This is a genomic window from Citrobacter sp. C1, from assembly GCF_014596895.2.
In the GTDB taxonomy this organism is placed as follows: Bacteria; Pseudomonadota; Gammaproteobacteria; order Enterobacterales; family Enterobacteriaceae; genus Citrobacter; species Citrobacter gillenii.
In genome coordinates this window covers 64,527-77,040 of sequence record NZ_CP115036.1, presented here as the reverse complement: position 1 = coordinate 77,040, position 12,514 = coordinate 64,527, and the positions used below count along the sequence as shown (strand labels likewise).

Here is a 12,514-nt window from a genome sequence, read left to right as displayed (position 1 = left end):
GGCGGCGGGAAAACACATGACAATGCATTATGATCTGACCCGACTTAATAACCTGACCGATTCCGACCTGGAGTATATCCGCCAGCAGGGCGAGGACGCGCGCCGTGCGCTCAGCGATGCCGTGACCGGTCTGCTGGCAGTCCCACAGGGCTGGCGCGTCTGCGCTGAATACCGCAGCGAGTTTGGCGGCTTTTTCCCGGTACAGTGCCGTTTCAGTGCAGATAACAGTGATGACTGGCACCTCTGTGTATGCAGTCCTGGCGAAGTGTCGCCGTACTGGCTTCTGGTACTGCTCTCTTCCGGCGGTGAAGTTGTGCGTACGCTTTACCAGAACAAAACGCTCCAGCCCGACCGGGTGAGTCAGCTGATTGCACAGATGGCAGGTCTGCGCCGCTTCAACTGCACCGCCAGCACCGTGGTGAACCTGATGAGCGGGGAGGTGACAGCATGATCCCGTCCTCGCACGCGCTCGTTTCCCTGAAACCTGCCCGACAGGCAGCGATTCAGGCCATCAGTCTGGTCGAGTCATCCCGCGAACGCGGTACCCGGTTGCCTGCCATGCCGTATGTACGCACTTTCCTTCGCGTGCTGACGGGCAGCGGTCGCCTGAATGCCACGGTGGCACGCCAGATCCCGGGGCTGAACTGGGTGCCAAAGAACCGCCATTCGAACCTGAAACAGGTTGAGGAAGCGCTGGAAATCATGATCGCCACGGGCGGTGAGTCCTGCCCGCTGCCGCTCACGCTGGATGTTCAGGCTGAGTTATTCCCGGAAGTTATGCATACCCGTGCGGGAAGACGGCTGCACAGGGCAAACATCCGGAGCACGCGCCAGATCCGCCGTGAGTCCCGCGAATACGAGCAGCGCTGGCAGCTTCGCCAGAACCTGCTCGCGCAGGCTGAGGCTGACCTCAATTTTCAGTCGCCGGAAACCGTCTGCACCTGGTATGCCCGCTGGAGCGACGAGTTTGACGCGGGGGAGCTGGCGGGCGCTTTCTGGCGCTGGCATACGCGGTTCGCATCGCTGAAGGAACTGGCGTGGCTGCGCCTGAGCGGCGAGCCGCTGTATTCAGTGATGTATGAAATCCCGTTTATTGTCCGGGAAACGCCTGAGCATATCCGTGCTGCCGAGCGCTGGCTGGTACCCAACAAGCTCAGACATCATCGGGGGGAGGCATGAGAAATAATCCCTGTAAAACTGAGCTGAAGGTGGCCCGCAGCCAGCTCAAAAAGTTACGCACCATGTCAGAAAAGCTGAAAGAAATGTCCTGTGAATGGGACGGACTCAGCGGCTGGCTGGAGACCGAAAGTGAGCAGCTGGTTGATAGCGTGGATAAGCATCTGGAAGCGCTGGAAGACCAGATCCGCGAATGGTCTGAGGGCAGGGATAACCGGGAGGGATATTGAGCATTATCAGCAGGACGTTCGACAAAAAAGAAACGGGTACCGTGTTCCGGCATGCTGCCAGCGGGAAGATCCTGTACCGGCTGGATGCAAGGCTGGGCCGGGATGACTGGGAGCAGTTACAGGACATGATTAGCCTGGTGTATAACGCCGGAGTGACGGCCGGTAGCGAAAAACGGGCTGCTGAAATAAGGGAGGCGCTGGGTCTTGCGGTGGGAAAATGACGCCGAAAATTGTTGAGGATTTATACAGTTTTCAGCCTGTTATTCCTGGGCAGATAATCGACATCGGGGTATAATGGCGACGGCGCTTGAGGCTTTTTGCTTCATGACGTTCGGTGGGTTTGTTACGGTTGTTGTGAGGCAGAAAGAAGAAAGCCCCGAAGGTAATTTTTCAATTAACCAACGAGGCATCCTGATGCTAGACACATCCAGAATAGCCTCTTACTGCGCTCTGCGCAAGGAGAAGAAGGCTATGAAACAGCCGCGAAGTACCGTTATCTGGTGCGTACTCATAGTGTGTCTCACACTGTTGATATTCACATACCTGACACGGAAATCGCTCTGCGAAATCCGGTTGAAGGACGGGCAGCGGGAGGTCGCTGCTGTGCTTGCCTACGAATCCAGTAAGTAGCAACCTGGAGGCGGGGGAAACCCCGCCTTTTCAGGGATTCTGGTGTCGTCTGGAAAGACTACAAGCGCCTTTATGAAGGGGGTGCCGGTTCGCCGGTAGCCCCTTTTTCCTTATCTGGCGCTGACAGACCCGATTCATGTCTCGGAAGGAACTGAAATGGCTGAGCCTGAGCGGCGAGCCGCAGTGCGCTATTTTGCTAGTGATGAATGCCATCCGTTGACTTCAGCCCGTTTTAATATTCCCAGAACCTAGATGAGGTTCTGGGTTGCAGCCTATTGGTGAAGATCCCGTTATATTTATTTTCAAATCAGGAGGGGGATGGGGCATCCGCCAGGAAATAAATGCTGACGGATACGTTTTCTTATATTCTTTACTAGCGCTAAGCCACGGACCGCACCGCGTCCTCAATATCCTCGCTAACGCGCTCATCCTGAGCGTCAAATACCATGCAACGGCGGTCATCGAAAGCCACATCGATTTTCTGCCACGGTGCGAACTTCACGTCACCAGGCAACAAGATTTTCACATTATCGTGGCCGTAGCACTGGCCGAACAGGTAAGTGTTGTTCCCCAGCCGCTCGACCACTTCACAGTTAAACTCCAGCCGCGTACCATGTCGGATGTCGGTGGTTAAATGTTCCGGGCGAATGCCCAGCGTCACTTGACTGCCAACGACAAGCGGCGTGGTTGTCAGAGCAAGTGTGAGGATTTTCTGCTGCGACAGTCTGACGATCAGTTCGCCTGGCTGCCAGGCTTCAACCGTGGCGGGCAGGAAGTTCATTTTCGGTGAGCCGATAAACCCGGCCACGAACTTGTTCACCGGCTTGTAGTAGAGATCCATCGGGGCACCCATCTGCTCCACCTTACCATAGTTCATCACCACTATTTTATCGGCCAGGGTCATCGCTTCAATCTGATCGTGAGTGACATACACCATAGTGGTTTGCAGTTCTTGGTGCAGGCGGGCCAGGTGCAGACGCATCTCAACGCGCAGCTCGGCATCCAGGTTAGAGAGCGGTTCATCGAACATAAAGACTCGTGGGTTGCGCACGATAGCGCGGCCAATCGCCACGCGCTGGCGCTGACCGCCAGAAAGCTGCTTTGGCTTGCGGTCTAACAGATGGGAAAGCTGCAGTGTTTTGGCTACCATCTCTACCTGATGGCGGGTTTGATCCTTCGGTACCTTGTTTACTTTTAAACCGTAGCCCATGTTTTCTGCCACGGTCATGTGTGGATATAGGGCATAGGACTGAAAGACCATCGCCACGCCGCGATGTGAGGGGGCAACGTCATTCATCACCTCATTACCAATCAATACTTCACCGTCGCTAATCTCCTCCAGACCGGCAATCATGCGCAGCATGGTCGATTTACCGCAGCCGGAAGGGCCGACAAAGACGGCAAACTCACCGTCTTCAATTTCAAGACTCACGTTGTGCAAGGTTACAGTGTCGCCAAAACGTTTGGTGACATTCCTCAATTGTATGCTCGACATTAGTATTCCCCGAGTAAACCGCCAATTATGTTTTACGTATAACAACTTTGTTCAACATGGCCGGACGGTGCAATTTGTCTGCATTGACTATAACTTCCAGTATTCATGCACCCTACACAGATGTTCCATTAATGTTATGATGATCACACTACCTATAGTTTTTTGTAGAGTTATCATGATGTGAAGGGTAGCGTATAACAAACCAAAGGCATTTTATTTCTGATGTTCAGAGTCAGTTTCAACAGCTTGTCTGATAAAAATGGATGCTCTTCAGGTGCAATAATAATCCTAATATTGTTATACCTTCACATGAGGTTGATAATGAAAAAGAACGTACTCGCTGCTCTGATCCTCTTTACGCTCGCGGTGCATGTCCAAGCCACCACGCAGCTTAACGTCTGGGAAGACATAAGGAAGTCGTCCGGTATTAAAGATGCGGTCGCCGATTTTGAAAAACAGTACGACGTTAAGGTCAACATGCAGGAGACACCTTACGCACAGCAACTGGAAAAACTGCGTCTGGACGGCCCAGCAGGGATTGGCCCTGATGTGTTGGTTATCCCCAATGATCAACTGGGCGGCGCGGTCGTGCAAGGGCTACTGACCCCCCTGAATATTGAGGCTAAACAGGCAGAACAGTACACACCGGCCTCAATCAACGCCTTCAAAATGGATAATGTCCTGTACGGTGTTCCAAAGGCGGTCGAAACGTTGGTGCTTATCTACAACAAGGATTTGGTTGATAAGCCGCTGAGCTCGCTTCAGGACTGGTATGACTTTTCCAAACAGCAGCGCGGCAAAAACCAGTACGGGCTGCTCGCCAAATTTGACCAGATTTATTACAGCTGGGGGGCGATCTCCCCGATGGGCGGCTACATCTTTGGTAAAAACGACAAAGGCGGCTATAACGCCAGCGACGTGGGTCTGAACAAACCGGGCGCAGTCGAAGCCGTCACGTACCTGAAAAAATTCTATGCCGACGGTGTCTTCCCGGCGGGGATCATCGGCGACAACGGCCTGAATGCCATCGACTCCCTGTTCACCGAGAAAAAAGCAGCGGCCGTAATCAACGGCCCGTGGGCGTTCCAGCCGTATGAAGCGGCAGGGATCAACTACGGCGTTGCGCCGTTGCCAACGCTGCCGGACGGTAAGCCAATGAGCTCCTTCCTCGGGGTTAAAGGCTATGTTGTCTCCACCTGGAGCAAAGACAAAGCGATGGCGCAGAAATTTATCGAATTTATCAATCAGCCTCAGTACGTGAAAACGCGCTATATCGCGACGCGCGAGATCCCACCGCTGACGGCAATGATTGACGATCCGGTTATCAAGAATGACGAGAAAGCCAGTGCTGTAGCGGTGCAGGCCGCACGCGCCACAGCCATGCCGGGTATTCCTGAAATGGGTGAAGTCTGGGGGCCGGCAAACGCCGCGCTGGAGCTGAGCCTAACCGGTAAACAAGATCCAAAAGCCGCGCTGGATAGCGCAGCAAAACAGGTTCAGATGCAGATCGAAGCCATGCAGGCCAGCAACCAGTAATTTTCTGTCGTCGCAGAACGGGAGCACACGCTCCCGTTTTTTTGAAAGGAGTTGTCTGTGAGTATCATCCCGGAAAATTTTGCCAAACCGCGTGCTGCCAGGCGTCACGCCTGGACCGGCCTGCTGATGGCTGTTGTACCCGGCTTCGGTCAGTTCTATCATCGCCAGTGGCTGAAAGGGGTTATCTTCCTGGTACTGCTTGCCAGCTTTATCGGCGTATTTGCTGATTTTCTACGTGAAGGGCTATGGGGGCTGGTGACGCTGGGCGAAGAAGTACCGCGTGACAACTCCATCTTCCTGCTGGCCGAAGGGATCATCAGCGTCTTAATCGCTGCGTTTGGCGTAATGGTCTGGTATCTGTCGATGCGTGATGCGTGGGTTAACGGCCGTAAACGCGATGAAGGCGTGCCGCTTAATAGCGTGCGCAAACAGTACCAAATGTTGCTGAGCGACGGCTTCCCGTATCTGATGATCACCCCGGGTTTTATCCTGCTGGTGTTTGTGGTGGTTTTCCCGATCCTGTTCGGCTTTGCCATTGCCTTTACCAACTATAACCTCTACCACACGCCGCCGGCTAAGCTGGTGGACTGGGTTGGCTTTAAGAACTTTATCAATATCTTCACACTCTCTATCTGGCGCTCCACCTTCTTCGATGTGCTGCAGTGGACGGTGGTCTGGACTCTGCTCGCTACCACGCTGCAATGCTCCGTGGGCGTGCTACTGGCAATCCTGGTGAACCAGAAAGATCTGCGCTTTAAGCAGCTGATCCGCATCATCTTTATTCTGCCATGGGCGGTACCGGGTTTTGTCACCATTCTGGTGTTTGCCGGGATGTTCAACGACTCTTTCGGGGTGATAAACAATGCGATTCTGGCCTTCTTCGGCATTGCGCCAAAAGCCTGGATGACCGACCCTTTCTGGACCAAAACGGCGCTGATTATGATGCAAACATGGCTCGGCTTCCCGTTTGTGTTCGCCATGACGACCGGCGTGCTGCAGGCGATTCCGGAGGATCTGTATGAAGCAGCTACCATGGACGGTGCCAGTAGCGCGACCAAGCTGCGGACCATTACACTGCCACTGGTGCTGTACTCGATTGCGCCGATTCTGATCACCCAGTACACCTTTAATTTCAATAACTTCAACATTATCTATCTGTTTAACAACGGCGGGCCGGCGGTTGTCGGGTCAAATGCGGGCGGGACCGACATTCTGGTGTCGTGGATCTACAAACTCACGATGTCCTCTTCGCAATACGCGATAGCGGCAACCATCACTATCCTGCTGTCGATTTTTGTCGTCGGCCTGGCGCTGTGGCAGTTCCGCGCCACCAAATCTTTCAAAAATGACGATATGGCGTAAGGGACGTAAAAATGGCTCAATCACAAAGTATTAAACGTGAGAAGTGGGTACGCCTCTCGCTCTCATGGCTGGTTATCGTGCTGGTGTCGACAATAATCATTTACCCGCTGGTGTGGACGGTCGGGGCGTCATTCAATGCCGGTAACAGTCTGCTCAGCTCGTCGATTATTCCGGAGAATTTTTCGGTCCAGCATTACGCCGATCTGTTCAATGGCCAAGTGAACTACATGACCTGGTACTGGAACTCGATGAAAATCAGCTTTCTGACCATGGTGCTAACCTTAATCAGCGTCAGCTTCACCGCCTATGCCTTTTCGCGCTTTCGCTTTAAGGGGCGTCAGAACGGCCTGATGCTGTTCCTGCTGCTGCAGATGATCCCGCAGTTCTCGGCGCTGATTGCCATCTTCGTACTGTCGCAGCTTCTGGGGTTAATCAATAGCCATCTGGCGCTGGTCCTGATCTACGTCGGCGGCATGATCCCGATGAATACCTATCTGATGAAAGGCTATCTCGACGCCATTCCAAAAGATCTGGATGAATCCGCGCGCATGGATGGTGCCAGCAACTTCCGTATCTTCATCGAGATCATTATGCCGCTTTCCAAACCGATTGTGGCCGTGGTCGCGCTGTTTTCTTTCACCGGGCCACTGGGTGATTTCATCCTTTCCAGCACTATTTTGCGCACCCCGGACAAATACACCTTACCCATCGGGCTTTATAACTTGGTTGCACAAAAAATGGGTGCCAGTTACACCACCTATGCGGCAGGCGCGGTGCTGATTGCCGTGCCGGTAGCGATCCTCTACCTAGCGTTGCAAAAATACTTCGTCTCCGGTCTTACCTCAGGGAGTACCAAAGGATAATCATGAAAAGACTCAAACCCGCTTTGCTTGCTGTTTGCCTATCATGTGGCCTTACCGCAAGTGCTTTTGCTGCGGACGCGGTGAAAACGCGTCCGTTCAACGCCATGCCTGCGGATTTTATTAAGGGGGCGGATATTTCGACCCTGCTGGAGGTAGAACAACATGGCGCTAAGTTTTATAACCAGAACGGTCAGCAGCAGGATGCGATTGAAATCCTGAAAGAGAACGGCGTGAACTATGTGCGCCTGCGTTTGTGGGTTGATCCGCAGGATGCCGAAGGTAAGACCTACGGCGGCGGCAATAACGACCTGGAAAACACGATTTCGCTGGCGAAGCGCGTGAAAGCTCAGGGCATGAAGCTGCTGCTCGATTTCCATTACAGCGATTTCTGGACCGATCCGGGTAAACAATTCAAACCGAAAGCCTGGGAGAAAATGGATTATACGCAGCTCAAAACGGCGATCCATGACTACACTCGCGACACCATTGCCCACTTTAAGAAAGAGGGCGTGGTGCCGGACATGGTGCAGATCGGTAACGAGATCAACGGCGGCATGCTTTGGCCAGAAGGGAAAAGCTGGGGGCAGGGCGGCGGCGAGTTTGATCGCTTAGCCGGGCTACTCAATGCCGCGATTGGCGGGATGAAAGAGAACCTGACCAGCGGCGAACAGGTGAAAATCATGCTGCACCTGGCGGAAGGTACCAAAAATGATACCTTCCGCTGGTGGTTCGATGAAATCGCCAAACGCGACGTCCCGTTCGATATCATCGGTCTTTCGATGTACACCTACTGGAACGGCCCGCTTAGTGCGCTTAAGGCCAATATGGATGACATCAGCAAGCGCTATAACAAAGACGTGATCGTGGTGGAAGCGGCCTATGGCTATACGCTGGAGAATTGCGATAACGCGGAAAATAGTTTCCAGGCCAAAGAAGAGAAGGAAGGCGGCTATCCGGGTACCGTTCAGGGCCAGTACGATTATATTCACGATTTAATGCAGTCCGTTATCGACGTGCCTGACCATCGCGGTAAAGGCATCTTCTATTGGGAACCTACCTGGATTGCCGTTCCGGGTACCACTTGGGCGACCAAAACCGGAATGAAATATATCCATGATGAATGGAAAGAGGGGAATGCCCGCGAGAATCAGGCGTTATTTGATTGTAAAGGAAAAGTGCTGCCGTCAATAACGGTATTTAAATAGTTTTTAATCTTCATTTAGGATTTTTATGATGAATAAATTTGCACCTTTAAGCCCAAAGGTCGCTGCGTTATTGCATGGTGCCGACTATAACCCGGAGCAATGGGAGAATTACCCCGGTATTATTGAAAATGATATCGTCATGATGAAACAGGCGAAATGTAATGTCATGTCGGTCGGTATATTTAGCTGGGCCAAACTTGAACCACGCGAAGGGGAATATGATTTCGCCTGGCTGGACAGCATTATTGAAAAACTCTTTGCGGCGGGGATCCATATATTTCTCGCTACACCAAGTGGTGCGCGCCCGGCATGGATGTCGCAAAAATACCCTGAAGTGCTTCGCGTGGGGCGCAACCGCGTGTCAGCGCTGCATGGAGGGCGTCATAATCACTGCATGTCGTCTCCGGTTTACCACGAGAAAACATTAAAAATCAACCGCATGCTGGCGGAGCGTTATGCGCATCATCCGGCGGTGCTGGGCTGGCATATTTCGAATGAGTACGGCGGGGAATGCCACTGTAACCTGTGTCAGGAACGTTTCCGCGACTGGCTGAAAGCGCGCTATAAAACCCTAGATGCCCTGAACCATGCATGGTGGAGCACCTTCTGGAGTCACACCTACACAGATTGGTCGCAGATTGAATCTCCGTCACCGCAGGGTGAAGTGTCGATCCACGGCCTGAACTTGGACTGGCGACGCTTTAATACTGCACAGGTTACTGATTTCTGCCGGCATGAAGTGGCCCCGCTGAAAGTCGCAAATGCGGAACTGCCGGTGACGACCAACTTCATGGAGTATTTCTATGATTACGACTACTGGCAGCTTGCCGAAGCGATCGACTTTATCTCCTGGGACAGCTACCCGATGTGGCATAAGGAGAAAGACGAAACGCAACTTGCCTGCTATACCGCCATGTATCACGACATGATGCGCAGCCTGAAGGGCGGCAAACCCTTTGTACTGATGGAGTCCACGCCGAGCACCACTAACTGGCAGCCGACCAGCAAGCTGAAAAAACCGGGGATGCATATTCTCTCCTCGATGCAGGCGGTGGCGCACGGGGCGGACGCGGTGCAGTACTTCCAGTGGCGCAAGAGTCGCGGGTCGGTGGAGAAATTCCACGGGGCGATTATCGATCACGTGGGGCACCTTAATACCCGCGTCGGACGCGAAGTGACGCGTCTCGGTGAGATGCTGGCGCGTTTGCCGGATGTCGCGGGCTGCCGCACCGAAGCCCGCGTGGCGATCATCTTCGACCAGCAAAACCGCTGGGCACTGGACGATGCCGAAGGGCCGCGCAACAAGGGAATGGAGTACGAAAAAACCGTTAACGAGCACTATCGTCCGTTCTGGGAGCGGGGCATCGCGGTGGATATCATTGACGCCGACGGCGATCTTAGCCAGTACGCGCTGGTCATTGCGCCGATGCTCTACATGGTGCGCGAAGGTTTTGCCGAACGTGCCGAAGCCTTTGTGGCCGCGGGCGGGCATCTGGTGACAACCTACTGGAGCGGGGTGGTGAATGAAACTGACCTCTGCCATCTGGGCGGTTTCCCGGGCCCGCTGCGTAAGCTGGTGGGAGTATGGGCGGAGGAGATTGACTGCCTGGACGACGGCGAACGTAACCTGATCCAGGGGCTGGCGGGCAATGCGTCAGGGCTGCAGGGTCCGTATCAGGTTCGTCACCTGTGCGAGCTGATCCACGCCGAGTCCGCTCAGGTGCTGGCGACCTACCGTGACGACTTTTACGCTGGTCGGCCCGCCGTCACGGTGAACCGCTTTGGACAAGGTAAAGCGTGGCACGTAGCGTCTCGCAACGATCTGCCCTTCCAGCGTGATTTCTTCGCCGGGATTATTGACGAGCTGGCGCTTCCGCGGGCAATCGAAGGCGATTTCCCGCCGGGTGTTGTTGCAGCAGCGCGCACGGACGGTAAAACCACCTGGGTGTTTGTGCAGAACTTTACCGCACAGCAGCAGGTTATCACACTGCCGCAGGGGTATACCGACTGCATGACGGATGCCGCCGCTGAGGGCGATACCGTGCTGCTGGCGTGGGACTGTCGGGTGCTCAAGCGTAAAGCGTAAGCGCAGCGTCACCCGGTAAAATGGCAAAAAGCCTGCTCCTGGAGCAGGCGTTTTTTTTATCTGCATAACAGAGAGGCGTATTATGGACAGTCATATTACTCAGCGTTTAATACCCGCGTTTGGTGGGGACGATAATATCGAGCACGTAGAAGCCTGTATTACCCGTCTGCGCGTCACGGTAAAAGATTTAAATAAGGTTAATTCACAGGCGTTACAGGAGGATGGGGCGCTAGGGGTAATTATAATCGGTCAGCAGGTTCATGCGATATTTGGCAGGCAGTCTGATACCTTGCGTCAGCTATTAGAAAAGCATTTTAATCATTAAGCATAAAAAAAGGATAGCCAAAATAATGGCTATCCCTGAGCAGAGATATATGCTGCAAATAGCTGGAGATACAATAATGATTAACGCATATTAAAAACTAAAGCTTACCACCAGGCTTCGACCTGCACGCCAAAGTTCCAAGTGTTATTGGCGGTACCATCTTCGAAGGATTGCCCTTTTTCAGAATCATTCAGGTAAGAAGCAAACACGCGCAGCTCAGGACGCGACATAAAGTCAGGGCCATCCGCCAGGCCCAGAGCAATGGTGTACTTCTCGCCGCTCTGCTTGTATTTCGACCCGTCGGTATAGGTATCTTCCTGGTAGAAGCCGCCCACTTCGCCAATCAGGCGAACATATTCCGTAAATTGATACTGGGCGCGGCCGACCAGCGAGACGAGTCGCGATTTGTCGGTGTACTGCGTGGTGTCATCGGCAGAGCCCCAAGTCAACACGTGGTTGAAGGAAAACTTGTCGGTGATGGGAATCAGGCCGGTATTGATCACGCGGTAGCCTGTGGCATCGTTCACGTAGTTCCACATGTCATACCAGCCGCCACCCTGTGACACCATGTTCTGTGCCAGACCTTTGTTAGCGTACTGCAGGACCAGCTTGTTATAGCCGCCAAACATATCTTGGCTGATCTCGCCGGTGACCATCACGCCGTTGTCGGCCTCATACAGCCCGCCGTAATCTTTCTGCTTATTGGTGGGGTTTGGCATGGCGTAATCAATACCCACTTCTGTCCATGCGCCCGCCCACGGTTTCCAGCCTGCATAGCGAAGGTCGATATAGTTGATATTCACGTCACTATCGCCATCTACGCGGTAGTCTACATCGTTGGCATCGCCTCGGATCCAGGCCACGGAGACGGCGCCCGGGCCGAGCGTATAGTTCTCAATACCGGCACCAGAGCCGGAAATGTTCCAGTATTTGGTGTCGATGATGTGCAGGTCATGGCGCTGGTAGTAACGCTTCCCGCCCCAAATCACCGCATTCGGATCGCCAGGGATCAGGCCTTTGATCTGCAGGTTTAGCTGGCGCAGACCAAACTGAGCGTCGTCATCTAACGTGGTTTCGTTATCGTTTGAACCGTCAGAGACCATGCTCACCATGCTGTCGAGGTAGAAGCTAACGTCGTTCTTTTTGTACACCTCGGAGCCCAGCTCGAGCTCGCCGTAGGTATCGGCTTCGTTGCCCAAGCGGCCAATTTTATTTTTTTGCCACTCCTCCATCCCTCCATCCCGTGAGACGCCCACGCCGGAGCGAAGATATCCATGAAAATCAATCGGTACTGAAGACGCTGCAAACAGCGAAGGAGACGCCAACGCGGCAGCCAACGCAACAGATACAGAGCGGATCGTCGTGTTCATTGTTACCCTCTTATTGTTTTGTAATACGTTCACAAATATGGGGTAATAAAATGCCTAAACCTGTTGGCTGGCAATTGCATGATCGTGAATGTGTGATTAAGTACAAATAAAATAGACAATTTTGTTACGATTAATGATATGCGCCACGAAGTTTTCTATTGTGATCGTAATACTTTTTTGCGGTGTTAAGCGCATGATAAGGTCGCAGTGTGCGTTTTTTTACATCGCCCCTGTTA

At 53.3% G+C, this 12,514-nt stretch carries 13 protein-coding genes and 1 pseudogene; 12 read left to right on the top strand and 2 right to left on the bottom strand.

Features of this window, described 5'->3' with window-relative positions; genetic code table 11:
• Positions 1-16 precede the first annotated feature (16 nt).
• From psiB to IB214_RS24525, 6 genes and pseudogenes are all read left to right on the top strand, one after another.
• Positions 17-451 carry a conjugation system SOS inhibitor PsiB gene (psiB, locus tag IB214_RS24550; protein ID WP_096926346.1) on the top strand — a complete coding sequence of 145 codons (435 nt, stop codon included), beginning with the start codon at positions 17-19 and terminating at the stop codon, positions 449-451.
• Positions 448-1,179 (top strand): plasmid SOS inhibition protein A, encoded by a 732-nt coding sequence (locus IB214_RS24545; protein WP_096926345.1) that lies wholly within the window; start codon positions 448-450, stop codon positions 1,177-1,179. Before psiB ends, IB214_RS24545 begins: the two co-directional genes overlap by 4 nt.
• A complete protein-coding gene (locus tag IB214_RS24540) occupies positions 1,176-1,406 on the top strand; it encodes a hypothetical protein (RefSeq protein ID WP_096926344.1) in 231 nt (76 codons plus the stop codon). The genes IB214_RS24545 and IB214_RS24540 overlap by 4 nt, the downstream gene beginning before the upstream one ends.
• On the top strand, positions 1,403-1,627 hold the full coding sequence (locus IB214_RS24535) for a hypothetical protein (protein WP_176483461.1): 225 nt from the start codon (positions 1,403-1,405) through the stop codon (positions 1,625-1,627). Before IB214_RS24540 ends, IB214_RS24535 begins: the two co-directional genes overlap by 4 nt.
• 204 nt (positions 1,628-1,831) lie before the next feature.
• Positions 1,832-1,969 (top strand): annotated as a pseudogene (locus IB214_RS24530) (DUF5431 family protein); the annotation flags it as partial.
• Positions 1,917-2,036 (top strand): type I toxin-antitoxin system Hok family toxin, encoded by a 120-nt coding sequence (locus IB214_RS24525; RefSeq protein WP_225760212.1) that lies wholly within the window; start codon positions 1,917-1,919, stop codon positions 2,034-2,036. The pseudogene IB214_RS24530 and the gene IB214_RS24525, both read left to right, overlap by 53 nt.
• A 379-nt stretch (positions 2,037-2,415) precedes the next feature.
• Here IB214_RS24525 and IB214_RS24520 read toward each other — a convergent pair whose 3' ends face one another.
• Complete coding sequence (locus tag IB214_RS24520) at positions 2,416-3,531, bottom strand: ABC transporter ATP-binding protein (RefSeq protein ID WP_104652335.1); 1,116 nt, start codon at positions 3,529-3,531, stop codon at positions 2,416-2,418.
• A gap of 321 nt (positions 3,532-3,852) precedes the next feature.
• Here IB214_RS24520 and IB214_RS24515 point away from each other — a divergent pair, with 321 nt between their 5' ends.
• The 6 genes from IB214_RS24515 to IB214_RS24490 all read left to right on the top strand — a co-directional run bounded on the left by IB214_RS24515 (position 3,853) and on the right by IB214_RS24490 (position 10,908).
• Complete coding sequence (locus IB214_RS24515; RefSeq protein ID WP_096926342.1) at positions 3,853-5,067, top strand: extracellular solute-binding protein; 1,215 nt, start codon at positions 3,853-3,855, stop codon at positions 5,065-5,067.
• A 57-nt stretch (positions 5,068-5,124) separates the two neighbouring features.
• Positions 5,125-6,429 carry a sugar ABC transporter permease gene (locus tag IB214_RS24510; RefSeq protein ID WP_096926341.1) on the top strand — a complete coding sequence of 435 codons (1,305 nt, stop codon included), beginning with the start codon at positions 5,125-5,127 and terminating at the stop codon, positions 6,427-6,429.
• Positions 6,430-6,440: 11 nt separating this feature from the next.
• Positions 6,441-7,292, top strand: coding sequence for a sugar ABC transporter permease (locus tag IB214_RS24505; RefSeq protein WP_042715482.1), 852 nt, complete (start codon positions 6,441-6,443; stop codon positions 7,290-7,292).
• Positions 7,293-7,294: 2 nt separating this feature from the next.
• On the top strand, positions 7,295-8,497 hold the full coding sequence (locus tag IB214_RS24500; RefSeq protein WP_096926340.1) for an arabinogalactan endo-beta-1,4-galactanase: 1,203 nt from the start codon (positions 7,295-7,297) through the stop codon (positions 8,495-8,497).
• A 28-nt stretch (positions 8,498-8,525) separates the two neighbouring features.
• Positions 8,526-10,583 carry a beta-galactosidase gene (locus tag IB214_RS24495; RefSeq protein WP_117344020.1) on the top strand — a complete coding sequence of 686 codons (2,058 nt, stop codon included), beginning with the start codon at positions 8,526-8,528 and terminating at the stop codon, positions 10,581-10,583.
• 82 nt (positions 10,584-10,665) lie between these two features.
• Positions 10,666-10,908: a glucose PTS transporter subunit EIIB gene (locus IB214_RS24490; RefSeq protein WP_096926338.1), complete on the top strand. Its 243-nt coding sequence runs from the start codon at positions 10,666-10,668 to the stop codon at positions 10,906-10,908.
• A 104-nt stretch (positions 10,909-11,012) separates the two neighbouring features.
• Here the strand turns inward: IB214_RS24490 and IB214_RS24485 are convergent, their stop codons facing one another.
• Positions 11,013-12,278 carry a maltoporin gene (locus IB214_RS24485; RefSeq protein ID WP_096926337.1) on the bottom strand — a complete coding sequence of 422 codons (1,266 nt, stop codon included), beginning with the start codon at positions 12,276-12,278 and terminating at the stop codon, positions 11,013-11,015.
• Positions 12,279-12,514 lie beyond the last annotated feature (236 nt).